General features: G+C 53.4%; 22 protein-coding genes and 1 tRNA gene. 11 read left to right on the top strand and 12 right to left on the bottom strand.

All coding sequences use genetic code 11. From position 1 onward, the window contains the following. Positions 1-160: 160 nt before the first annotated feature. Together TH30_RS00115 and TH30_RS00120 are read right to left on the bottom strand one after the other, a co-directional pair. Positions 161-349 (bottom strand): DUF3012 domain-containing protein, encoded by a 189-nt coding sequence (locus TH30_RS00115; RefSeq protein WP_114096093.1) that lies wholly within the window; start codon positions 347-349, stop codon positions 161-163. 124 nt (positions 350-473) lie between these two features. Further along, positions 474-1931, bottom strand: a complete 1458-nt coding sequence (locus TH30_RS00120; protein WP_258548559.1) for a TrkH family potassium uptake protein — start codon at positions 1929-1931, stop codon at positions 474-476. A 219-nt stretch (positions 1932-2150) separates the two neighbouring features. On the opposite strand from TH30_RS00120, the gene TH30_RS00125 reads away from it, so the two are divergent. The 3 genes from TH30_RS00125 (at position 2151) to TH30_RS00135 (ending at position 4035) form a co-directional block, all read left to right on the top strand. Further along, positions 2151-2873, top strand: a complete 723-nt coding sequence (locus TH30_RS00125) for a thermonuclease family protein (protein WP_114096094.1) — start codon at positions 2151-2153, stop codon at positions 2871-2873. A 97-nt stretch (positions 2874-2970) separates the two neighbouring features. Next, positions 2971-3429: an ArsI/CadI family heavy metal resistance metalloenzyme gene (locus TH30_RS00130; RefSeq protein ID WP_114096808.1), complete on the top strand. Its 459-nt coding sequence runs from the start codon at positions 2971-2973 to the stop codon at positions 3427-3429. Positions 3430-3435: 6 nt separating this feature from the next. Beyond that, complete coding sequence (locus tag TH30_RS00135; protein ID WP_114096095.1) at positions 3436-4035, top strand: RNA polymerase sigma factor; 600 nt, start codon at positions 3436-3438, stop codon at positions 4033-4035. Here the strand turns inward: TH30_RS00135 and TH30_RS00140 are convergent. The 6 genes from TH30_RS00140 to TH30_RS00165 all read right to left on the bottom strand — a co-directional run bounded on the left by TH30_RS00140 (position 4024) and on the right by TH30_RS00165 (position 10541). Next, positions 4024-4097, bottom strand: a tRNA-Gly gene (locus tag TH30_RS00140). The genes TH30_RS00135 and TH30_RS00140 overlap by 12 nt on opposite strands. Positions 4098-4331: 234 nt before the next feature. After that, on the bottom strand, positions 4332-4811 hold the full coding sequence (gene gpt, locus TH30_RS00145; protein ID WP_114096809.1) for a xanthine phosphoribosyltransferase: 480 nt from the start codon (positions 4809-4811) through the stop codon (positions 4332-4334). A gap of 180 nt (positions 4812-4991) precedes the next feature. Then, entirely contained in the window at positions 4992-6890 is a 1899-nt protein-coding gene (locus TH30_RS00150) for a CHASE2 domain-containing protein (protein ID WP_114096096.1), read from the bottom strand. Continuing rightward, positions 6891-8360, bottom strand: a complete 1470-nt coding sequence (locus TH30_RS00155) for a M48 family metalloprotease (RefSeq protein WP_114096097.1) — start codon at positions 8358-8360, stop codon at positions 6891-6893. Positions 8361-8362: 2 nt separating this feature from the next. Beyond that, on the bottom strand, positions 8363-8608 hold the full coding sequence (locus TH30_RS21945) for a hypothetical protein (RefSeq protein WP_147251908.1): 246 nt from the start codon (positions 8606-8608) through the stop codon (positions 8363-8365). A 346-nt stretch (positions 8609-8954) separates the two neighbouring features. Further along, positions 8955-10541: a tetratricopeptide repeat protein gene (locus tag TH30_RS00165; protein ID WP_114096099.1), complete on the bottom strand. Its 1587-nt coding sequence runs from the start codon at positions 10539-10541 to the stop codon at positions 8955-8957. Positions 10542-10997: 456 nt separating this feature from the next. On the opposite strand from TH30_RS00165, the gene TH30_RS00170 reads away from it, so the two are divergent. Beyond that, complete coding sequence (locus TH30_RS00170) at positions 10998-12656, top strand: methyl-accepting chemotaxis protein (RefSeq protein ID WP_114096100.1); 1659 nt, start codon at positions 10998-11000, stop codon at positions 12654-12656. Positions 12657-12728: 72 nt separating this feature from the next. Here TH30_RS00170 and TH30_RS00175 read toward each other — a convergent pair whose 3' ends face one another. The 3 genes from TH30_RS00175 to ubiE are packed head-to-tail and all read right to left on the bottom strand — an operon-like array spanning position 12729 to position 15561. Further along, positions 12729-13169, bottom strand: coding sequence for a GNAT family N-acetyltransferase (locus TH30_RS00175; protein WP_114096101.1), 441 nt, complete (start codon positions 13167-13169; stop codon positions 12729-12731). 42 nt (positions 13170-13211) lie between these two features. Beyond that, complete coding sequence (gene ubiB / locus TH30_RS00180; protein ID WP_114096810.1) at positions 13212-14774, bottom strand: 2-polyprenylphenol 6-hydroxylase; 1563 nt, start codon at positions 14772-14774, stop codon at positions 13212-13214. 13 nt (positions 14775-14787) lie between these two features. Next, entirely contained in the window at positions 14788-15561 is a 774-nt protein-coding gene (gene ubiE, locus TH30_RS00185) for a bifunctional demethylmenaquinone methyltransferase/2-methoxy-6-polyprenyl-1,4-benzoquinol methylase UbiE (protein WP_114096102.1), read from the bottom strand. Positions 15562-15716: 155 nt separating this feature from the next. Here ubiE and TH30_RS00190 point away from each other — a divergent pair, with 155 nt between their 5' ends. The 3 genes from TH30_RS00190 (at position 15717) to TH30_RS00200 (ending at position 19913) form a co-directional block, all read left to right on the top strand. Beyond that, on the top strand, positions 15717-16361 hold the full coding sequence (locus TH30_RS00190) for a phosphoribosylanthranilate isomerase (RefSeq protein WP_114096103.1): 645 nt from the start codon (positions 15717-15719) through the stop codon (positions 16359-16361). Between the two features lie 94 nt (positions 16362-16455). Then, positions 16456-17448 (top strand): ion transporter, encoded by a 993-nt coding sequence (locus TH30_RS00195; RefSeq protein ID WP_114096104.1) that lies wholly within the window; start codon positions 16456-16458, stop codon positions 17446-17448. 227 nt (positions 17449-17675) lie between these two features. Beyond that, positions 17676-19913 carry an anthranilate synthase component I gene (locus TH30_RS00200; protein ID WP_114096811.1) on the top strand — a complete coding sequence of 746 codons (2238 nt, stop codon included), beginning with the start codon at positions 17676-17678 and terminating at the stop codon, positions 19911-19913. 129 nt (positions 19914-20042) lie between these two features. Here TH30_RS00200 and TH30_RS00205 read toward each other — a convergent pair whose 3' ends face one another. After that, positions 20043-20660, bottom strand: coding sequence for an RNA methyltransferase (locus TH30_RS00205; RefSeq protein WP_114096105.1), 618 nt, complete (start codon positions 20658-20660; stop codon positions 20043-20045). A gap of 269 nt (positions 20661-20929) precedes the next feature. Here TH30_RS00205 and TH30_RS00210 point away from each other — a divergent pair, with 269 nt between their 5' ends. From TH30_RS00210 to TH30_RS00225, 4 genes are all read left to right on the top strand, one after another. Continuing rightward, positions 20930-21133 carry a DUF1289 domain-containing protein gene (locus TH30_RS00210; RefSeq protein ID WP_114096106.1) on the top strand — a complete coding sequence of 68 codons (204 nt, stop codon included), beginning with the start codon at positions 20930-20932 and terminating at the stop codon, positions 21131-21133. Positions 21134-21159: 26 nt separating this feature from the next. Then, positions 21160-21918, top strand: coding sequence for a HugZ family pyridoxamine 5'-phosphate oxidase (locus TH30_RS00215; protein ID WP_114096107.1), 759 nt, complete (start codon positions 21160-21162; stop codon positions 21916-21918). A gap of 221 nt (positions 21919-22139) precedes the next feature. Further along, a complete protein-coding gene (locus tag TH30_RS00220) occupies positions 22140-23765 on the top strand; it encodes a phosphoenolpyruvate carboxykinase (protein ID WP_114096108.1) in 1626 nt (541 codons plus the stop codon). Between the two features lie 207 nt (positions 23766-23972). Beyond that, positions 23973-24863 carry a substrate-binding periplasmic protein gene (locus TH30_RS00225; protein ID WP_114096109.1) on the top strand — a complete coding sequence of 297 codons (891 nt, stop codon included), beginning with the start codon at positions 23973-23975 and terminating at the stop codon, positions 24861-24863. The last annotated feature ends 35 nt before the right edge of the window (positions 24864-24898 follow it).

Consider the following 24898-nt stretch of genomic DNA (forward strand, 5'->3'; position numbering starts at 1 on the left):
CGCGTTGTTTTTCGCCATTCAAGCGCAAAAATCCGCCCTTCGACAGTACCACCGCCAAGCAGGTGTCGAAGGGCGGATTTAACCGTCATGAAGACGGCGTTTCCAGACAAATGAGGAGAATCGACCGGATTGGGAACAATCCGGTCAGACATTCACACGATCAGAAAAGACAATGTTTGGTGAAATCGGCTGCTTCGTTTGCAGTCCAGTCACCTTTCGGCTTTTCTTTAAGATCCGCACACCATTCTTCGCTTCCGACTTCCGGTGAGCAGGCCGAAACGGCACCTGCGACCATCAAGACAGAAAGAATGGCTGCTGTTTTGCGTGTAAATTTGTTCTGCAGCTTCATGTCCGTGTCCAAATTTTGTTTGTTTTGCTCGTTGAACGCTCAACATGGCACAAACCTGGGCCAAACCAAAGCTGCAGTCTGTGGTAACCGTCACAGAAATCGATATTTCTCGAAAATAACCTGTCTAGTCGCGCCAGAAGGACGGCATCAAAAGCACAAGAAGCGTTTCAAACTCAAGACGTCCGAGGATCATGGCGACATCAAGAATCCATTTTGCTGAATCGGGCAATGACTGGAAATTACCGGCAGGGCCGATAATGTTACCAAGACCCGGGCCAACATTGGCAAGCGCGGTCGCAGCCGCACTCATCGACGTAATCAGATCAAGCCCCGTCATGCCAAGCGCAATTGTGACTGCGATATAGCTGACCGCCAGCAGAAAGACATAAACCGTAACAGCATTATAGATGTCTGACGTGATTTCGTGACGATCGATACGGCTGACAACCACGGCTGAGGGGCTGCGCAACCGCATGAAATGGGCCCGCAATCCGGTAAATACCACATACAGGCGGAACATCTTGAAACCGCCCGATGTAGACCCCGAACACCCGCCAATAAAGGTCGCAAAGAAGAACAGCATGATCGCAGCCGGGCCCCACAACAGGTAATCGCCCGATGCAAACCCGGTCGTTGTAATGACCGAAACAAGGTTAAAGGCTGCAAGGGTCAAGGACCGGAAAAGACTGTCATCAGAAATCTGCGCCAACCGGATCGTCAATAACAAGGTGAAACCAGCAATGATCATGCAGAAAATCTTGATCTGCTGATTGTCCGTCAATGCCTTGATATTGCGTTTGCGCAACAACACCGCATAGGCGGTAAATGGCAAACCACCGGCAAACATGAAGATGATCGCCACCCAATGCAGGGACAGGCTGGTATCAAACTTTGCAAATGACAGGTCGGACGTCGCATAGCCCCCCGTCGAAAGCGTTGTCATGGCATAGTTGATGGCATCAAACCAGCTCATGCCAAACACGCGATACAACACAATGCAGATAACAGTCAGGCTGCTATAGATCAGGACGATCTGAAGGCACATGTCGCGAATGCGCGGGCTGAGTTTCTCGGAACGGTCCGAACTTTCCATCTGGAAAAGCTGCATCCCGCCAACCCGCATCATCGGCAGCAATGCCAGTGCCGTTACAATAATTCCGATCCCGCCAAGCCACTGCATGATTGATCGCCAGACAAGCAATCCCGGTGGCAACTCGTCAAGTCCGGAAAGAATGGTCGAACCGGTGGTGGTCAGACCGGAGACGGTTTCGAAAACCGCATCGCAAAAACTGATCCCAAGCGACGAATACCAAAGCGGCAAGGCTCCTGTCAGGCTGACAGCAATCCACGACACCACGGTCAGGACATAACCCTGTCGGGCGGTTACCCGCGGACCGATATCAGATCGGCAGGCAAGGCATGCCATACCGCCAAGTCCGATGGTTGTCATCGACGCCTGGGCGAAGATTTTCCAGTCCGGATTGCCGTAAAACAAATCCACGGCAGCAGGCACCATCATCGATATCCCGATGATGATGACCATAACCCCGACAACGAAAAAGATGGGTTGCAGACGAAACAAAGAAGCTTCCCTGTCAGCGCAAAGACAAACCCGCTTTTAGCCCCAAATCCCTACGAATGCATCCTGTTATTGTGCAAGGCACGGTCAAACCGCTTTGGAAAAAGCGAGCGGTGAAATCGATCAATGTCATTATTTCGCCGTTCTTTTCGCTTGTTCTTTGCCTCTATCCGATGTGTCATTCGACAAAGACTGATCCATCGCCGAACCTCCGAGGTCCCATTGCAACGTTTTCTCCGCCTGTTCCTTCTGGTCGCTGTTCCCGTGCTGTTTGCGCTTGCGGTTTATACGCAAGACAAGCCGGTTCACGCCGCGGGAGATGCAAAAAGCAGAAATGATGGTGTCTCGCTGGAGGCTGATGGCCGGGATGTTCTGGTGGTCGATGGCGATACAATCGTGATTGATAACGTTGTCGCGGATATTGCGGGGATCGATGCCCCTGAACTTGGTCAGCAATGCCTGCATAATGGCAGTTTCTGGGATTGCGGCATGTCATCGGCGATGCAGCTTCGCAAATATTTTGCCATGGCACCGTTCAAGGTCCATTGCTGGCCCGGTGATGCGGAACGTTCAAACAAGCCCGGTGATTTTCCGATTGTCGAATGTGGTATTGGCGAACGTGATGTGGCCGCAGCCATGATCAGTGACGGCGAAGCATTGCCTATCCCCGGCTATTCCCATCGCTATGACAATCTGTCTGCAGTGGCCGATAATGCCGGGATCGGCATTCATGGGGGCGATATGGTGCCGCCAGCTGACTGGCGTGACGGCAAACGTCTGAACGGTGAAGTCGGTCGCTGTTTGTTTGTGCCAACCCCGGATAAACATTATGTCGGAACACTCGATCCACACTTTGACAAAGTCAAACGCACCGAAACGCCGCAAATTTGCAGCGACGAACAGGCCCGTGATCTTGGATACGACTATCTTGCGCCAGCGCCCTAAAAACGGCTTCCAGCTTTAAAAAACTTTCCCGTTCCTGCATCTTTTTAGCCAAACGCACGTCTTTCTGATCATCACAATGATTTCGAAGGAGACGAAAATGCGTCTGCAACTTGCCCTGAATGTCGCAAATATTGATGAAGCTATCGCATTTTACAGCGAGATGTTTGCAAGTCCGGTTCACAAGACAAGGCCGGGATATGCCAATTTTGAAATTGATCAGCCACCTTTGAAACTTGTTCTGTTCGAGCATCCCGAGGCAAAAGAACATCTCAATCACATCGGTGTTGAGTGTCTGACAGAACCTGAATTCGACAAGGCCGCCGAGCGCCTGCATCACCGCGACCTTGCCGCCAGTGATGTTGGGGAAACCGGGTGTTGTCATGCACGACAGTCGAAGTTCTGGGTCACAGAGCCCGATGGACTGTCCTGGGAATGGTATCGTATTCTTGATGATGATCCGGCGCAGAATAACGTTTCTGTCGACAATCCCCTGACACCGTGCTGTGGTCACCAACCGAACCAGTCAACCCGATCCGGTCAGGTTTGTTGCGCCTGAAGACATATGACATTTGCATCCGCACATCACACATCTGCTGACTGGCAGGCCCTTCGCAAGGGCCTGCACAGATTTGTGCAAAATCGCATTCCCCGACATGCGGTTGAGGATGTGGTCTCGGACATTCTCGAAGCCATCATTCGCAACAAGCAAACACTCGGTGCTGCATCCAACCCGACCGCCTGGATATATGCCGTTGCACGCAGCAAGGTTGTTGATTTTTACCGCAAACAGAGCCTCGAACGCACCGCATTGCAGAATTTGCAGACAGACCTGACGCGCGATCTGGCACATACTTCTCCGGACAGTGCCGGTCTCCATGACTGTCTGGCTGCCTTCATTTCGGAACTAACCGATGCAGATCAGAAAATTCTCAGGGAAATAGATCTGGAACAAAAACGTCAGACTGACTTTGCGGCTCAGCACGACATTGCTCTGCCCACGGTAAAATCCCGTGTTCAGCGTGCCCGAAGGCGTTTGCGTGATCGACTGATCGCATGTTGCCCGAATGGAAGCACACATAAATGCGACCACTCATGTCCGGACTCCGGATCATGTGACGCGAACCAGTCAGAAATTTCCGAGGGAAAAGCTTGGAGCGGGTGAAGGGAATCGAACCCTCGTATGCAGCTTGGGAAGCTGCCGTTCTACCATTGAACTACACCCGCGAAGCGCGCGTTTTATAGCCCGCTTTGGAAAGGCGCGCAAGCAGATCGCAATCGTTAGCGGCAATTAATTTTCCCGTGCCCGTCAGGTAGTCGGGCATGAACCCGCCCCAAAAGAAACGCCCGGACCATCAAGAAACGCAAGACGTTCAATGACGGTAATCCGGGCGAAATTCCATGCGTGTCTGTTCCTGCCTGACGGGTCCGATTGACCCGTCACTGGAAACAGAGACGCAATTAGCGGGCGCGTTCGGAAATCGGTGCGTTGACCGACAGTTCCATATCCCACGGGAAGTAGATCCAGGTATCTTGCGATACTTCGGTGACAAAGCTGTCAACGATTTCACGACCAAGCGGCTTGGCGTAAACCGTTGCGAAATGTGCGTGCGGAAGCTTTTCACGGACCGCCTTGGCGGTTTTGCCGGTATCGACCAGATCGTCGATAATCAGCATGTCCGTTCCATCACCTTCGATGCCTTTAAGCCATTCAAGATCGCCACGGCTTTTGTCAGAGTAGCTGCGCACACAAACCGTATCAATCAGGCGAATATCAAGTTCGCGCGCGATGATCGCCGCAGGAACCAGACCGCCACGGGTAATTGCGATAATGCCTTTGTACGGGCCTTTTTCCAAAAGACGCCATGCCAGTGCACGTGCATCGCGATGCATCTGTTCCCAGGAAACCGGGAAACCTTTGTTATAAGGAGCTTCGCTCACAAGAATTCTCCTGCGCCAGATCAGTTCGCCAAAACGGTTAGCCATCACATTGTGAACGATACCAGACCGTCAAGACAGGGACTCACAAATTTAAGGCGCTTAACTACGCCTTGTTTGCTCATGTGGCAAGAGCCGCGGTCGCTTAACGATATCCACCATTGATCTGACGATAGCATGAAATCAAATAGTTGCCGATTTTTCAGCAGCTTCGCCTGCATTTTCCGGCTGTGCTGTGTGACCGTCATCAAGCGCTTCTTCTTCCTGCGCAAACAATGAACGTACAAACGGAATGTAACTTAGCATTCCCAAACCGATGACGGCCAACCAGTTGACCGGTGCAATAGACAGAACAGACAGTTCCAGAACAATCGCACCAAAGGTTACAATGGCGACACTCACAACCAAATCGATCAGACAAATCAGCAACATAAACCAATTACGTGCTAATTGACGCATTTCCGGATCAAGGCACTCGGCCCAGTGCTGCTCCGACGTCCGATTCCTTAACCAGACGCCAGCAACATTTGGCATGCGGGGAATAACCCTCATCATCGACACAACCACCGACAATTTATTCCTGATTGTCAGCCGGCAGTATTCCCAAGGATGACATTCCCTGTCACTCGCAACACTTGGCTGCGGTAGCGACGGAAATGACTGACGCGCAATCTTGGCCAGACCAAAACGCAGGAAAATAATGATCATCAGGGTTGTAAGTTCGATGAGGTCAGCTGTCAGCCAGGAGCTGTATGTTGCCTTATCCGAAAGGTAGCTGGAGCCATTGCTCAGGAGGTTTTCCAAAGCCATCGCATGTATGTAAACCCCGGGAATATCGGTATCGAGCGTTGGAGGACGAACAACGTCCTGGAACCCCTGAAGGTTCTGACCATACATAACGATACGGTCTTTGAAATTCTCCACCCAGCGACCAGCAGACGGCGTATCCCGAAAAACCTGCTCTGCAGAAATTGTATGGAATGGCGAACAATTTACGTCAGCCCGATTACTGAAACCAAACAGCACTGCCAGGTTTCCAATCACACGTTTGAACGCATCCTCATCCGTGTATTGCGGCCCGCATTCATATGGCGGAATAGCATTCCCGTGCTGGTCATATGCTTTTTTCCACTCTGAATAATCGGCCTGCCTGTCGGGCCACGACAGCCACATTGGTCGGTCCAGTAATTCATCGCGCCATGCAAGCCATGAAGACTTGTCTGTCTTCGCAGGCATGATGAGTGACTGATCACATTTCCAGCCACGTTCAACTGATTGCGCACGTTCCTTGCCGGTGCATAAATGCTGATAGATTGTTGTTGCGGCTGCGGTAATACCTGAAACGTCACACCCGCGAAGATTCCCGTTACCTGTGCGGCGCATAACAGCATCATCGCAAAGAGGCAGATCTTCCGCGTTCTGTATCTCTGCGATACGGCCCGCATTTCGCAGTTCCGGGGCAAGCTGGTATGACAATGCCCTGATATCGGCCTGACCACGCAAATCACCCCAACCTGCAACCAGCGTCACATAGGGTGCAAGCTCTGACAAAACGGCGTGATGCTGATAGAAATTCAGTGCCCCTGCTTGCAAGTAAACAGGTATATCCATCATCTGATACATCTGAAGTGTGCCGACCAGCATCGTCAAGCTGTCGTCATGCACATAGAGTTCCGGCATCCATTCATCCGATTGCGCGCCTGCTGGTGGTGCAGCACGCCGGTCCCGGAATGTAAAATCGATGAACAGTGCCTTTGGCTTGGCTGTCAGCAGCTTTCGCAGAACTTTGGCATGCAAACCATACACGGCCGGCCAACTTGATTTCAAACCTGCCAGTGATTCGTCATCAAGCAAAATGACACCAATGTCATCCACCTGCTCGGCAGGGTACAAGGGCGCACCGACCGTCCTGTTAAAAACGGCATAACTGTATTCATCGACGGCATCGCCAATAGCATCCGGCTCAATCAGCAAAATGAGCGCGGCAAGCACCACGTTTATAACGCCCCACCAGAACGGCTTCAGACGGGCAACTTTGAATTCCTTGTGGTGCTGCCCGTCTGGTGTGTCTTTCTGCACCATTTACATACCAGCCATTTGGCCGACCGGGGATTGTCCCGCACACATTGCACGCTGCTGCGGATACCGTGTAACGCAACCGATAAGAAGTTCATTCTCGCGCACCTTGTTGCCGCTTGCTTTCACAAGCGGGTACATGAACCGGTAAGCTTCAAGAGGCCAGTCATAATAGGTCGCAACCTGCTCTACCCGATCAAAAGCGGTTTCAACATTGCCAAGCGATTTTAGTATTTCAGCCCGCTTCATCTCGACAGGCAGGGCAAGAACTTCGCCGTTTCCAATCAGGTCAATGTTCTGAGCAGCTTTTTTGAGGTTGCCCTGACGTTCGCGAACCTTGGCAAATGCCCAGCGTGTATAGGGATGATTTGTCGTCACACCGCTGACTGCCTTGCGCGCATCGGCTTCAAGAGCCCTGAAATCGATATCACTGTCGTCGCGCTGCAACGTCTGCAAGATTTCACCAGCAATCCGGTAGCTTTCCAGTGCCTGTTTGTTCCGCTCAACAACAGAATCGAAAGCTTCCTTATGGATCATCCGGCTTGCGCGTTCCGGCATATATTCACGCATCCCGTAAGCAAAGATTTCTTCTGCGCGTTCTGCCGCGTCATCGTGCTTGGCTGCCAATTCTTGCTGGACCGTATTGACGGCATTGCCAAGTTCAGAAATGAACTGGTTGAACAGGGCATTGTCCTGGCCTTTCGGCTGAAATTGTGCCTGAAGAAACAGCTCAAGCTGATTTCGGGTAACCTGATAACTCGCACCAAATTTATCTTCTGCCTCTTTCGCAACCTCAAAATAACCCGATGCCCCCTTTGGCTGGTATCCGGCTTTGACCATCAAATCCAGGCCGAGATAATCAGCTACCCGCTCCTGGCTGCGATCCCAGTTAGGCAGCAACAGATCACGCAAAATCAAATCACTGCCATACATCTGGCCAGCTTTACGAAGCAAATCGCTTTGGTCACTCGCATTCCCAAGCGCCATATCAGCAGCCGTCAGAAGATAAGGACGCAGTACAGAAAACAGATTCTCCGGTGTATGCTGCATCAAAACATGGCTGTATTCGTGCGCGACAAGAAAGGCCAGTTCATCTTCGCTGCGCAGATATTCAAATGCAGAATGATAAAGGAACACAACCCCTTCACGTGCCGCATGGGCACCCGGACCCGAATTGCCAATCAGAACAATCTCGGCTTGCGGTGCTCCGGCCGGAGCCACGGCAATGATCTTGTCGAGCACCCCTTGTGCATATTGCTCAAGATCATCAATCGGAGCCTCTCCGATTGACTTGGCCATTACAGCCGTTTTTGCTGAGTGAATTTCCTGAACCGAGTAAGTCTTTGGTGTCGGCACCGAAACAGTGTCGATGAATTTTCCTTTTTCGGGAATGTCACCCGAAAGCAATTGCATATCTTCGACGCAACCGGTCAGTGCAACCGCACCAACCAGCGAAATCAAGCCGAGTTTCTTCATTTTTATTTCCCCTTAGCCGAAACGCAGTCTGCGCCTGCACCCCGTGTTCCTTTACCGCCCAGTGTTCCGATGTCTCCCCCGCAGACGACCGGACTACGTGCAACTTCCTTGCCCTGAACCACAATCATGTCGTCAGGGACCCAATAGATTTCTTTTTCGTTGAGAAAGCGGATCTGATACGCGCCAAAATTCTGACTGTCGTGAGAATAGAAAACCACCTGATCCGGGAAGTTTTCGCCCAGTATCATTCTGTCGCATGTCCGGGTTTTCCCGCCTGAATCGCACATAACAACCGGAAACGAAGGATGGGTAACAGTAACCCCGCGCACTTCTTCATCCTGCGCAAATACACTGTTTCCGCTGAGCGCGAAAATGGACGCCGCAACGAAGCCAAACAGATATAATTTTGCCACCCAGAAAATCCCCCACCGTGCATGTCAAATGCAACTGACCCGTGAGGAACATCATGCATCTTCGAAAAAGATGATGTAACTATTCGAAAGGGATTTTATCCTACCCATTCAGGTAGTTACGCCCCATCGAACATTTAGGGAAACCTGATAAATATCGCCATTTCCCGACAATTCAGTTCTTTTAAACTGTCATTTCGTCACGTTGCCGCGCCTGAAGAAGCGTTGCAAAATCGCCCGAAAGTTTTTTAACAGGCACCGACCAGTCGGCCGGTGCCTGTTGCCGGTAAATCCGCATGGTCGGATACCAGGGGCTGTCCGACCGGTCGACCATCCAGCGCCAATCTGTCGTAAACAGCTGCAACATCCAGACCGGAACGCCGAGCGCACCGGCAAGATGGGCAGGTGAACTATCAATCGAAATCACCAGATCCATCGCCTTCATCAAGGCCGCGCTGTCTCCGAAATCATGAATATGATCGCCAAGGTCGGTCACAAACGCATTCAGGCCCAGCTTATCAAGATCGGCACGCCGATCATCAATCTGGAAACTGTAAAACGCAGCACCCTTTGCCGAAAGGATCGGAAGCAACATCTCGATCGGACACGACCGGTCACGCGGATTGAGTTTCCCCGCCCAGATCAACCCGACCTTAAGAACCGTCCCCGGTGTTGGCGCCAGTCGGACATGTTTGCCCGGCGGCGGCGTCAAATAGGGATCAGCCGATATTTTCAAAAGCGCATCGCCGCCGATCCCCATGACATGGGGCAAACTCAAAAGCGGAACATGCACATCAAATTCCGGAAGTGGCCGGCCTTTTTCAACCAGCGTTCCCACACCGGCAACGGTGCGCATGATCGGCAATAATTCCTTGCGACATTCAAGGATGACATGGCCCGCTTTCCTGGCCACCAGTGGCACAAAGCGGGCAAACTGGATCATGTCGCCAAAGCCCTGCTCTGCACGCAGCAAAATACGTTTGCCACGAAGATCGGTTTTGCCATCCCATTCCGGGGCCGTATCAAGCGGACGGATCGGATTATCGGCCAGTTTACGCCGCGTCTCATATCCGGCCCAGCCGTCGGCATAGTTCCCCAGTGCCAGATGTGCCAATGCCTTGTCCCAATTGGCGTCGACATAATCGGGATCAATCGCCAATGCCTGATCGAAATGCCTTAGCGCATCTTCAAACCGGTTCAGATCACGATAGACAAGCCCCATATTGAAGGTATGCGACTTGATGCTGTCATCAAGTTCAAGCGCCTTCTTGTGTGCGACAATGGCCTCGTCAAAACGCATCATTTCGCGCAGGCAATTGCCCATATTCGACCATAACCCGGCATTTTCCGGTCGCAGTTCAGCGGCACGACGATAAGCCATCAGGGCCGCTTCAAACTTTTTGCTGCGCCGTAAGGCAACACCAAGATTGTTCCAGACATCGGGTTGTTGGGGGTTCTGGCGAAGAGACGCGCTATACAGGCGGATGGCATCATCAATCTGTCCCGCCTGATGGGCGGCCAGACCACGCTGGAACAGATCATTGATGACCCGGCGCTTTTGGGCGACTTGTGCAGCGTCTGCCATGTTTGCCTGCGATTCCGGCGCGACATCCCCCCCGGGAGAAGGAGATCCTTTGCCCGTCGCCTTTGACGCCGTCGCAATTTCCGGATGGGGCACCGAAGCGCCTGACGGAGTGGCCTTTTTAACACTGGCTGATTTTCCGCCCTTCTTGCCGGACCGCTTTTTGGTTGTTGTCGCAGATTTCGCCATTTTGTTCCCCTCACGCCCCGCCCGATGCCTGACCGGAGCAACCCCGCTTACCAAAGTATGAAAGAATGAATCCACAACTCATATATTTTGAATCGCTGCGGCACTTTCACATAAGCAGATTAGTATATTTTACCAAAAAACACCTTACCAATAGGCGTATTTGTCGTTTGTCATGCACGAAACCGAATATTCCGCAAAACCGTCGTTTCTTGTTTCGATAATGTGACTGTATGGGGTAGCCTCAATGGCAGAAGAGACGCTTTTTGCTTCAACTTCGACGTCCCCACGCGGTAAAGTGGATAAAATATAAAAACGCAGAATGATCCTGATTTCTTAAAATTCAGGAAAATAATCTGCCAATACCCTGTCAGGCCTTCGCAAAATAACAGCGGCGAAATGTGCGGCAGAAAATCTAGGGAAGCGATTAAAAGCCTTTGAAGGAGTGGGAGACCATAAATGGCTGAACCAAAAAGATCCGGTGCATCTGTCGGACGAAAAGTTATCTTTGTTATCGTCGCACTTCTGGTCGTCGGCTTTGGCGCCATGATGACCATTCAGACCGTTTCACAACGCGAAGCCATGATCGAGATCATGTATAATGAATCGGTCGAAAAAACCGAGATGCTGTCGACTGCGGTCCAGCCCGGTTTCATTGCGATGGATGGTGCATCCGTCGAAAAGGAATTCCGCAAGATCACCGACAAGGAAGGCTCCCAGCTCGCGAGCCTGATTGCCGCCAATCCGGACGGTGATGCCATTGGCACCTATCAGTCCGAAACCCTGCGCCAGCACGATCTTCCGGCCTTGATCGAACCCTATCTTGAACAGCTCGAAAACAAGGAAGTCATCAGCTTCATCTCGGAAAATGCGGTTATTGTTGCGGCCCCGATCACCAAATATTCCAAACGCCGTGACGAAGACCAGTATCGGGGCATGCTGATCACCGCATGGTCGCTTGATCGTGTAAATGCCGAAGTCAAACAGGCCGTGATCGTACAGGTCGCCCTTGCTGCTGCCATCCTTGTTGTTCTGCTTGGGGCCACCTGGATTGTTCTACGCAACCAGATCCTCACCCCGATGGTCAAGATCAACGGTGCGATGCAGGCCCTTGTTGATGGCAATCTTGATGTCGAAGTGCCCGGTGTCGGCCGCAAGGACGAAATCGGCGAAATGGCATCGTCGGTCGAGATTTTCAAGGAAAACGCCAACCGCGTTGCCCAGCTTGACCGTGAACGTGAACAGGAACGCGAGCGCGCCGAAGCCAAGCGCCGCGAAGCCATGGCGGGCCTTGCCGGACGGTTCGAACAAACCGTCATGGGTGTTGTTGATGGCGTTTCGGGCGCATCTGGTGAAATGCAGGAAGTCGCCCAGACAATGGTCGCGGCTGTTCAGCAAAACGAAGCCGGATCACAGGCCGTGGTTGCCGCCGTCGAACAGGCAAATCACAGCGTTGAAACCGTTGCCAGTGCGGCCGAACAGCTTGCTGTTTCGATCCGTGACATCAGTGCACGCGTGAATGAGACATCAAATATCACGGCAAATGCCAGCACCGAGGCCGTCCGGGTCAACGAAATGGTGCAGGGACTTGATGTTTCGGCACAGAAAGTTGGTGAAGTCGTCCAGATCATTCAGGCGATTGCCGAACAGACCAACCTTCTGGCACTTAACGCAACCATCGAGGCTGCCCGTGCAGGCGATGCTGGCAAAGGCTTTGCCGTGGTCGCCAACGAGGTCAAAAACCTCGCCAACCAGACCGCGCGCGCGACCGAAGATATCTCTGCCCAGATTTCCGGCATTCAGGGTTCGACCCAGGAAGCTGTCGGTGCCATTGACGGCATCACCAGCATCATTGCCAATCTGAACGAAATCGCATCCGAGGTTGCAGCAGCTGTTGAAGAACAGGGGCAGGCCACCACCGAGATTTCCAACTCGGTCCAGCAGGCCGTTCAAAGCACGCAGGAAGTCACCAATCACATCCATGAAATGCGTGAAGCTGCCCGTCAAACCGGCGAAGCAGCGCATCAGGTACTTGGCGCTTCTGACAAGCTCAACAGCCAGTCCGGCACCCTGCGTGGTGAAGTCGGCAACTTCCTTGATGAAGTTCGTGCAAGCTAGGCTGCCCTGAACCCGATAAAAAACGCCGCCCGGTCTGACCGTGGCGGCGTTTTCTTTTGGGCGATGATTGTTCTAGCGCAGCGGATCGCGCCTTTGCGCATCCTCGTCAACCCGCATCATCATCAGATCATCAAGGTCTTCATAGCCGTGAAGCCGATAAAGCGGCTGCATGTCATTGGTCGCCAGCATCCAGCGTTTCACGCGCAGCAATTCCGGATGGGTATGAAGGGTTTCCAACATCCGGGCGGCGATGCCCCGTCTACGATATCGCGGATCAACGAATACATCGGCGACATACGCAATGGCGATCTGGTCACTGACCACGCGCGCAAAACCGACCTGCCTGCCATCGCAATAGGCCCCGACCGGAAAGGACATCTCGACAGACCGGTCAAACTCGCCACGCGTCCGTCCGCCAGCCCAATAGGACTCTGCGATAAACCCATAACAATAGGCCAGATCAATCTTGTCGCGATCCGTGCTGATGTCGATGTCGTCGGTATCGTTGCTCATCGAAAACCTCCGCGTCTGACTAAGGCCTTGCGAGAAAGGGGCCTATTTCAGATAGACCGCAAGACCAAGGGCAATGATCGCAACCCAAAGAACCAGCGCCTGGCGCGACACGCCGCCTGATTTGCCCTGACCGTTTCCGGATTTGCCGCGCATCGCTGCCACCGTATCGGGATGCAGACGCAACCCCTGATCGGTCAGAACAGAAGACGCCTTTTCAGCCGCCTCGAGCACGCGGGGCAGACGACGCAACATCAATCCGGCCTGAAGGGTTGCATCCTTGATCTTGGCCTCAGGACCAAGGTTTTCACGCATCCAGTCTTCGATCAGCGGACGCGACAATTCCCACATATTCTCGTTCGGGCTAAGGATACGCGATAGCCCCTCGGCAACGATCATGGTTTTCTGAAGCATCAATAACTGCGGCTGGGTTTCCATGCCGAACTGTTCGGTAATCTGGAACAGCTGCCCCAGCAAACGCCCCACCGAAATATCGGCAAGTTCCTTGCCCAGAATCGGTTCGCCAATCGAACGGCAAGCCTGCTGGAAAGTTTCAATTGACTGGGTACGCGGCACGTAACCTGCTTCAAAATGAACCTCGGCCACGCGGTGATAGTCGCGGGTCAAAAAGCCCAGAAGCATCTCGGCCAGATACAGACGCGTCTGTTTATCAACACGTCCCATGATCCCGAAATCAACGATGCTGACCCGGCCGGTTTCATCAACAAACAGGTTGCCCGGATGCATGTCGGCATGGAAGAAACCGTCGCGGAAGACCTGCTGGAAGAACGCCCCCGCGGCCTTGGCAAGCAGGGCAGACCGATCAATCCCCATGCGATCAAGGGCCTCGACATTGTCGATACGAACCCCCTTGACCCGTTCCATGGTCATGACATGTTCGGCGGTCCGTTCCCAATCGATCTGCGGGATGTAATAGGTCGGATCACTTTCGAAATTGTCGCGGAATTCCGATGCCGCTGCGGCCTCAAAGCGCAAATCCATCTCAAGATGAACACTGTCTTCAAGCGCCTTGACGGTCTCAACCGGCTTAAGGCGACGCAGGCGCGGCTGGGTCAGTTCGACAATTTCGGCAACCCAGTAAAACAGATCAAGATCACGGGCAAACCGTACCCGGATGTCGGGTCGCAGAACCTTGACCGCGACTTCACGACCATCGGGCGTGGTTGCGAAATGCACCTGCGCGATTGACGCAGCCGCCACCGGCTGGTCGTCAAATTCCGAAAACAGAACATCAAACGGTTCGGCAAGCTGTTCGGTGATGATCCGTTTGGCAATCTTGGCCGAAAAGGGTGGCAAGCGGTCCTGAAGCGTCGACAAATCAGCCGCGACATCATCGCCGATTAGATCGGACCGGGTCGCAAGCGTCTGGCCGAGCTTGATAAAGGCCGGACCAAGTTCCTCAAGCGCGCGGGCCAGTCGGCGACCGGGCGGCAGGTCGGAACGGCCCGAAAACGGTGCCGTCAGACGGGCAAAGAACGCCAGAAGCTTTCCGCCGGGAACAAGGGCAAGCGGAAATAATGCATCATGGCGCGCCAATGTACGCGCCATGCCAAGCAGGCGAAAGCTGTTGCGGACAAACCGGATCATGCGCTCAAGACCCTCAAACCCGCCAACCCGAATGAATGGCAGCAATACCACCAGACAGATTGCGGTATTTCACCCGTTCAAAACCAGCAGCCCGGATCATGGATGCGAAGGTTTCCTGATCGGGGAACTTGCGAATGCTTTCGGCCAGATACTGATAGGCTTCGCGATTGCCCGCGATGAACCGCCCGATTTCCGGCAGCAACTTGAACGAATAGGTGTCGTAAAGCTTGTCAAAGCCCGGCACGACAACCTTGGAAAATTCAAGACACTGGAACTTTCCGCCCGGACGCAACACACGGAATGCCTCCGACAGGGCTTCTTCAATCCGGGTCACGTTGCGAATGCCAAAGGCAATCGTATAGGCATCAACAGAATGATCGGGCAGCGGCAATTTCTGCGCATCGCCCACGGTCCAATTGATGTTTTTCAAGATGCCATGATCGGCCGCACGGTCGCGCCCGACATGAAGCATCTCGTAATTGATGTCGCATACCGTGACCGACCCGCCGCCATTTTTCAAAAAGCGGAATGCGATATCCCCGGTGCCACCGGCCACATCCAGAAGCTTCATTCCCGGACGCGGCTTAAGCTCGTTGATGAACGTGTCTTTCCACAGACGGTGGATACCGCCGCTCATCAGATCGTTCATCAAATCATATTTGGACGCGACAGTGTCGAAAACCTCGCGCACCATGGATGCCTTCTGGCTTTCGGGAACATCCCGAAACCCGAAGTGTGTTGTGTTTTCGCCGTTTTCGCCCGCGGCAGGGTCTGTATGCTTGCTCATGGTCGGGAAAATAGCGCAGCAATGATTATCCTGCCAGTGGAAAGCCACCCCAAATCGCAAATATCCTGTCGATATCATGCAGTTTCTGCTAAGGGACTCAGACGCACCAATTATTTGCTGCGAAAGTTAGAGCGACGACAAGACAGGATACCCCGATGAGCTGCATGGTAAAGATCTGCGGAATCAATAGCGAAGATGCCCTTATTGCTGCCATGAGCGCCGGGGCAGATGCGCTCGGTTATGTCTTTTTCCCGCCAAGCCCGCGTCACATATCGCTTAACGGTGCCAAGACCCTGACCAAGCGCGTGCCCAACAGCATCCTTAAGGTCGGCCTGTTTGTCGAAGCCGGTGACGAGGCGCTTGAAACCGCGATTGCCGCTGGAAACCTTGATGTCATCCAGCTTCACGGCAAGGAAAGCCCGGAACGGGTTGCCGAGGTCAGGGAACGCTTTGGCCTGAAAGTCATGAAGGCCATTTCGGTCAGCACCGCCGATGATATCGAGGCCGCCAAAGCCCATTATGACGGGATTGCCGACTTCCTGTTATTTGATGCCAAACCGCCCAAGGACAGTATCCTGCCGGGCGGCAATGCCGTTTCGTTCGACTGGACGCTTTTGACCGGTCAGAATTTCAAAAGCGACTGGATGCTTGCCGGTGGCCTTGATCCCGACAATGTCGCCGAGGCCGTTCGCATTTCCGGTGCGCCCTGGGTTGACGTCTCGTCAGGTGTGGAAAAGGCAAAAGGCGTCAAGGATGCCCGCAAAATTGCCGATTTTGTCCGGGCAGCAAAGGGTTACTGACCTTTTGGTCGGCTAATTTAACCATTTCTGAAGCGATTGGCGCAAAACTCTCCGTGCAATAAAGCAATCCCTTGCCGGACCGGGTAGCCGCGACATGAAACCGACGCTTCGTTCGAAGACACAGAAACTTTTACATGGCGTCGAGCGTGACTCTCGCCTGTCGCTGTTCGTCCATCTGGTGCTTGCCAGTGCAATCGTCATCAATGTCCTGGCGGTGATTTTTGACTCGGTCCATGAGCTGGCCGAACAATATTACCTGACCTTTGCCATCATCGAGATTGCCTGCACCCTTCTGTTCACGGTTGAATACGGGCTTCGCGTCTGGTCCGCCCCGGACAATCCGGACTTTAGCGGTCGATGGGGACGGCTTCGCTACATGCTGACCCCGATGGCGCTGATCGATCTTCTGGCCATCCTTCCGATTTTCCTGTGGTTCTTCACATCGATTGACCTGCGCTTTATCCGGATTATCCGGTTGCTGCGCCTTCTGAAATTCACCCGATATTCGACCGGGCTTGAATTGATGTTGCTGGTCTTTCGTCAGCAACTGGGCATTTTCGGCGCGGCCAGTGCCGCCCTTGCCTGTATGCTGGTTTTCAGTGCCGGCGCGATCTTTGTTGCCGAACATGAAGCCCAGCCAGAGGCCTTTGGCAATCTGCTCAAGGCGCTGTATTGGAGCGTGATTACGCTGGCCACCGTTGGCTATGGCGACATCGTGCCGATTACACCCTTTGGCAAATTTCTAGCCAGCATTATCTCCCTGACCGGGATCGGGATCGTTGCAGTTCCGGCTGGTATTCTGGCCTCAGCCTTCAATGCCGAACTGCGTCGCCGTGAAAACGAATACCGTCATCAGGCCACCCGCCAGCTGATGGGCAAACGTCTGACCGAACGGGTACGCAACAAACTGAAATCCCATCAGGAAGAACTGGGTATTAGCGATGAACAGGCGCAATCGGTTCTTGATGATATCCGCGATGTTCATCGCAGTGAAAGTGACGAGATTCTGACCTGTCCGCACTGCCATTTGCCGCTTCACTTGGAGCTGAAAGAAGCAGAAAGCAACACGCCGACGCAAAAGCCTTGACGTCGGCTTTTTTTGCGCACATGGTTTGAGCCATGAAAACACATGGCATGAACCCGATCCGTATTTCCAATCGTTGGTGGTGGCACGCTTAAGCGGGCGGCCAATACACATGCCCTGAACATACCGGCCGCCTCATTCTTGCAGGCGGCTTTGTGTTTTCAGACCTTTCTTTCTTCCTGATGATCACATGGCTCCTGCGGCATAAGGCCCACAAAGGAGTAACAAACGTGACGACCCCACATCAGGAAACCGGCATTTCCGAAGAAAGCAGCGAGTACCGCTATACCACCGATGGCGGTGTTGCGGTCATTCGCCGCATGACCAATATCGCCTATGAAGATGCCACCGAAGGCCTGATTGATGCCCTTGATCAGACCAAGGGTGTGCTGCTGTCTTCCAGCTATGAATTCCCGGGTCGCTATTCACGTTGGGATATGGGCTTTGACGCACCACCGCTTGAAATTGTTGGTCGCGAACGGGGCTTTGCCATTCATGCGCTCAATGAGCGTGGCCGGGTGCTGCTTGATGTGATCTCCGATGCGCTTGCCCCCCATCCCCATGTTGAAAGCATCACCGATGGCGAGGACGGGCTTTATGGTGTGGTCAAAAAACCCGCCTCCTGGTTCCCCGAAGAAGAACGCAGCCAGCAACCAAGCCTGTTTTCTGTTGTCCGGTCATTGCGTAATCTGTTTGGTCACAAGGGCGATGAACGACTTGGGCTTTACGGCGCATTTGGCTATGACATCGCGCTTCATTTCGAACAGATAAATCTGTCCCAGGACCGCCCGTCCGATCACAAGGACATCCATCTGTTCCTGCCTGATCAGTTGATCACGGTCGATCACGCGTCCCGTATCGCCACCAAGATCGATTATGAATTCATCACCCCGGACGGCCACAGCACCGTCGGCCTTGATCGTTCGTCACAGCCCCACCCGCCGTCACGCGGCAATAATGCGATTGTCGAAAACGATATGAAAACCGGCGAATATGCCGCGATTGTCGATGAAACCAAGCCCCGCTTTGCCCGTGGTGAACTGTTTGAAGTTGTGCCCAGCCGCGTTTTCAGAACCCCCTGTGCCACCGCACCTTCGGAAATTTTCCGCCGCCTGAAACGTCGCAACCCAGCCCCTTATGGCTTCCTGATCAATCTTGGTGACGGCGAACATCTTATTGGCGCATCGCCTGAAATGTATGTCCGGGTCAAAGGCCAGCGCATTGAAACCTGCCCGATCTCGGGCACCATTGCCCGTGGCCGCGACGCCATCGAGGATGCCGAAAACATTCGCACATTGCTCAATTCGACCAAGGATGAGTCGGAACTGACCATGTGTACCGATGTCGATCGCAATGATAAGGCCCGCGTCTGCAAACCGGGCAGCATCCGCATCCTTGGCCGTCGTCAGATCGAAATGTATTCGCGTCTGATCCACACGGTTGACCATGTCGAAGGTCGCCTGCGTGACGGGTTTGATGCGCTTGATGCCTTTCTGACCCATTGTTGGGCCGTTACCGTAACCGGTGCGCCAAAACGCGCGGCCATGCAACATATCGAGGCCGTCGAACGCAGCGCACGCGCATGGTATGGCGGGGCGATAGGCGCGGTTCTGTGCAATGGGGATCTCAATACCGGACTGACCCTGCGTACTGTGCGTCTCAAACAGGGTGTCGCCGAAGTCCGTGCGGGTGCCACCTTGCTGTATGATAGCCAGTCAGACGCCGAGGAAGCCGAAACCGTTCTTAAGGCATCGGCGATGATTGACGCCGTGACCCGTGATGCCAAGGACGAAGTCACCATCGACCCGGCAAGTTCGGGGGTTGGCAAACGGGTTCTTCTGATCGACCACGAAGACAGCTTTGTGCAAAACCTTGCCAGCTATATCCGCGCAACCGGCGCCCAGACACTTACCCTGCGTCCGGGCTTCCCCGACGAGGCGTTTGATGATTTCAAACCCGATCTGGTCTTCCTGTCACCCGGGCCGGGACGCCCCGATGACTATCACCTGCGCGACAGTATTGAACGCGCACTTGCCGCAGGCTTGCCGGTGTTCGGGGTCTGTCTTGGATTGCAGGGGATTGTCGAATTTTTCGGCGGATCGCTTGGCCTGCTTGTCACACCGATGCATGGCAAACCGTCAAAGGTAAAGCTCGATACCACCGATCCGCTGTTTGAAGGACTTCCCGAAGACATCGTTGTTGGCCGGTATCATTCCCTGTTTGCCAAGGCGGCGGAACTGCCGGCGGATTTGAAGGTCACGGCGCGAAGCGATGATGGTGTCATCATGGGCATTCGTCACAGCAGTCTTCCGATCAGTGCCGTACAATTCCACCCGGAAAGCCTTCTGACCCTGCAAGGTGATGTCGGAATGCGCATGATTGCCAACCTTCTGCGCAACCCGCACGGCACCACGCCCGAGGAAGAAGCCGAAACCGGGACTACGCCGTCCGACATCAAGGCGGCGTAACATCTGCACCTGATCTGCGCAGTGCCAAAGTCCCCCTTTAAGGCACAAACGCGCAGATCAAATACAGCAACGGCCGCGCTCCTCCCTCGCGGCCGTTGCTTTCTATCTTATCTGCTTGTCTGCAACCGATCAGGCGTCGTCATCATCAAGCGAACCGTCGATCACCGAATAATCGGGCGGCGGTGCCTGACGGAATTTTTCCGGATCACCCTTGCGTTTGTCGCGGGTCCGCGAAATCCAGCCGCCATAATGGGCTTCGGGCTTTGGTTCGGTCGGGGCACCGGCACGCACCGGACGCGGCGCAAAACGCCCCAGACTGATCAGGCGATCATACATCACGATATTTGCCGCAATCGCGACATTCACACAAAAACTCATCGGGATTTTGATGATGAAATCGCATTTTTCCTGCATCTCATCAGACAGATTGCCGCGTTCCGGCCCCAAAATATAGGCTGCCTGCGACGGATGCTTGAAACTTGGCAGTTCAATCGCATCGGGAGTCAGCTCGATCCCGACCATCCGGCATCCCTGCGGCAGGAACAGATTGTCGTGATCCGGGAAATGATAATAGGGCATCTGTTCGCCCGACTTCGATGTGTCGGTAATGTTGGAGCGTTCCTCACGGAAATCCGCATCCACCGTAAACGCAAAGCTTGCGCCAAAGGCATGGGCAGAACGAAACAGGGTGCCCACATTCAAAGGCTTGCTTGCCCCTTCAATTCCAATCCCGAAATAGCCGCGCATATCTTCCTCCGTGCCGCACGCTCGGCCCCCATGCGGGCACGTGCGAAATCAACTCCATGACAAGAACGTGGAACGGGCTATACCCCCATGGGGCAGATAAGGCAACCCAACCGCCCCGATTGGTAGCCATTCTCCTTCCTTGTCTCCCTGAGCATTTCCCTTGACGCACGGCACCGAATTCAGCATTTCCGGAATGCTGCAACTTGATCACAGCCTCCGAACCTGCTTTGTATGTCTGACCGTTTTCCATCGTCAGCCAGGCCCAGTTCATGAGCGTCAAGTCACCCTGTATCGGCACCTGTGTCCTTGATCCCAAATCCGGATTTTGTCTGGGATGTTTTCGCACTGGTGACGAAATCGGTGCCTGGATGGGGTTAAGTGACGGGAATAAAAAGCGGGTGATTTCCAAGGCCCAGTCACGTCAGGCACAACTCACCGCCGCCAGCAAAACCGCGATGTCGACAAACAGCTGATCAAGACACTGCAAGGGACCACTATCATGTCAGGCGCCTCTGCTATTCCCTCTGTTGCTGATCTCAGGAAAAGTTGCCGCACAGCCAAAAGTGCGGTCCTTGCGACCATTGCCGTCGATCACAAACAAGTCGGCGATGGCTGGCCTGTGACATCAATGGTCGTTCCGGCCTTTGATGTTGACGGCGCACCGATCCTGCTGATTTCCGACCTTGCCGATCATACCCGCCATATAAAGGCCGACAACCGGGTATCCCTGTTGATCACGCCACAGCAAGATACCCAAAGTCAGGCTGATACAATTCAGACAGATAATGCGCGCATCACCATTTTTGGCCGTGCCATCCGCGATGACGCGCCTGAAACACGGGCCGGGTATCTGCGGGCCCATCCCGATGCGGCGCAATATGCCGGTTTCGCCGATTTCGGTTTTTACCGGATCGAGGTTGCCGGAGCTTACTGGGTCGGAGGATTTGGCAAACAGCGTCGCCTTTCGGGTACGCAGTTCATCGCATCCGATTGCGCACCGCTGAAATCATCCCACGATGATATCGTAACCCACATGAATAACGATCATGCCGATGCGCTTGCGGGGATTGTTTCGCATTTCACATCCCATGCCCCCGATACTGGATGGCAGATGCATTCCATTGACTGCGATGGCATGGTTCTGAGGTCTGAAACTGCGGATTCTCGAAAAATCAGAATCGACTTCCAGAAAACCATCCATACACCGGGTGACGCACGCGGAATTTTGGTCGAAATGTGCAAAAAATGGCGCGCATAAGTCGGACCATTTGTATTGTGAACATTTATTCCTTCGACCCTGAACATAGAATTTTCGCAATCGCAAAAGTCGCTACGTTTTCCTAGGTATTAGGCAAAAGGACCGGTTGCTTTTAAGACACCTTTGTAACAATATGTCTCAACACAACGGGTTTCCCACAACTTGTTGTGTAGAATAGCATATTAACCCCCAGCTCTTTTAATTCCCACCAGGAGAGATTCGTGCTGCAATCAGGACCCGTTGTCAGCCGCGTAGGCCTTGAAACTCATGGCCTCAAAAACCTTGGCGCCGTTCACTGGAACCTTGACGCTGCCGGCCTTTATGAACATGCGATCCGTCGCAACGAAGGCAAGATCGCCAAGGGTGGTGCATTCGTCGCACTGACCGGCGAACATACCGGCCGTTCCCCACAGGACCGTTTCGTTGTCGAAGAAGACAGCACCAAGGCAGATATTGATTGGGGCGATGTAAACCGCCCGGTCAGCCCGGAAGTATTTGAGCGCCTCTATCAGAAAGTGCGCGCATATTTCCAGGGCACCGAACTGTTCGTTCAGGATTGCTTTGCAGGTTCCGACCCGCGTTTCCGCCTGCCGGTTCGCGTGATCAACGAAAATGCATGGCACAACCTTTTTGCGCGCAACATGTTCATCCAGCCGCAGAAAGAAGAACTGCGTGACTTCGCACCGGAATTCACCATCCTTCATGCTCCGGGCCTTCAGGCCGATCCGGAAGTCGATGGTACCCGTTCCGAAGTCTTCGTGATGGTCAGCTTCGAGCGCAAAATGGTCATCATCGGCGGCACCTGGTATGCCGGCGAAATGAAGAAGTCGATCTTCTCGGTTCTCAACCATATCCTTCCGGCCAAAGGCGTCATGCCGATGCATTGCTCGGCCAATATGGGCAAAGACGGCGACACCGCCATCTTCTTTGGCCTGTCGGGCACCGGCAAAACCACGCTTTCGGCCGATGCATCGCGCACCCTGATCGGTGACGACGAACATGGCTGGGGCGAAGACGGCGTCTTTAACTTCGAAGGCGGCTGCTATGCAAAGGTGATCAAGCTTTCCAAAGAAGCCGAGCCGGAGATCTTTGCGACCACCGAGCGTTTCGGTACCGTTCTTGAAAACGTTGTGATGAACAAACAGTCGCGCGAGCTTGATCTCGACGATGCCCGTCACACCGAAAACACCCGCTCAAGCTATCCGATTGAATTCATCCCGAATGCATCGGAAAACGGTCGTGGTGGTCATCCGAAAAACATCATCATGCTGACCTGTGATGCTTTTGGCGTTCTGCCGCCGATCGCAAAACTGAGCTCGGCACAGGCGATGTATCACTTCCTGTCAGGCTACACCGCGAAAGTTGCCGGCACCGAAAAAGGTGTCAAGGAACCGACCGCCGCGTTCTCTGCCTGCTTTGGTGCACCGTTCATGCCGCGTCACCCGTCGGTTTATGCCAAGCTTCTTGGTGAACTGATGGAAAAACATCAGGCCAATTGCTGGCTGGTCAATACCGGCTGGTCCGGTGGTGGCTATGGCGTTGGTTCGCGCATGAAGATCGCTTACACCCGTGGCCTTCTCAATGCGGCTCTGAATGGCGAACTGGAAAATGCCGATTTCGCAACCGATCCGTATTTCGGTCTTGCATACCCGACCGCATGTGGTGACATCCCGGCAGAAGTTCTCAACCCGCGTGAGAGCTGGAGCGACAAGGCAGCTTATGACAAGGCTGCCGCCAACCTGACCGGTCTGTTTGAAAAGAACTTCTCCAAGTTCGAAGAACATGTGACCGACGACGTTCGCGAAGCAGCAATTCGCAGCAACGCCGAAGTCAAAGCAGCAGAGTAATCTGCAATATATACCCATGGAAAAGGCCGGTGTGATCACCGGCCTTTTTTCTGTCGGCATCCAGCGGGCCTAGAAATAACCCTGCATTGTCCCGGATGACTGATCTACCGCAAGTCACGTCGCCAAGAGAAATAATACAGTACGCATGAAGCATGATATCATACTGATTCTATTGACACTTAATATCTATAGTAACCCGGAACTTTAATGCGCATACCCGCTCATTTTCAAGACTCTGTGTCCAGACCAAGTACCAGTGGTTTTACTGGCAATTGCTCAGTCACTGGCGCCAACCGCTTTTGGCGATGGGCATCCATTGTCACGTTACTTTGCCTGGTAATTGTGTTGTGGAGCTACGGAAATGCCCAGGCACAAAATGCGCTGATATCGCCCCCCGGCAAGCACCATACAGTTACCCTAGCCTGCAACCCTTTTCCACCGGCCAAGATTGCAAACAGTACAACCAAGCCCGGCTACGATGTTGAAATTCTCAGAGCCGCTTTTGCATCACGCAACATTACCTTGCTGACACCGTTTTATCCCTGGAAACGTGCCTATTTTCTGGCTCAGAGCGGACAGGTGGACGGTCTGTGTTCCTGCAGCTATCTGCCAGAACGCGAAACCGACTTTCTTTTTTCAGACATTCTTGGTCACGTACGTGTTGCGCTTTATGCCACCCGCGATGAAATCCTGAAATCGGTTGATGATCTTGAGGATGCGAAAAGCATGACCGTCGGGGTCGTGAATGGCTACAATCTTGAAACCGCAGCACGCATCGCTGATATTGATGTCGTCATGGCAAACAGTGAAACAACACTGGTCAATTTACTTCTGTCAAAACGCCTTGATGCGGTTCTGTCTTTCAGGGCCCCGATGGATTACCTGCTGAATGTCGAAAAGAACGACATACCGGGCATTTCGACCATCAAAACCAAGACCCTGTCAAACGATCCCTATTATTCCTGCATCACCCGCAAGACCGAACATGCCGACATGCTGCTGAAAGAACTTAATACCGGTCTTTCTGCCATCCGCCAGAGCGGACTTTATGACAGCATCTTGGGTAAATACGGGATCTTGTCCGAACTGTCTCAATAAGACCGGAAAGCGATCCTGCTTTCCAAACAGCTTCT

The organism is Thalassospira profundimaris (assembly GCF_003326795.1).
In the GTDB taxonomy this organism is placed as follows: domain Bacteria; phylum Pseudomonadota; class Alphaproteobacteria; order Rhodospirillales; family Thalassospiraceae; genus Thalassospira; species Thalassospira profundimaris_C.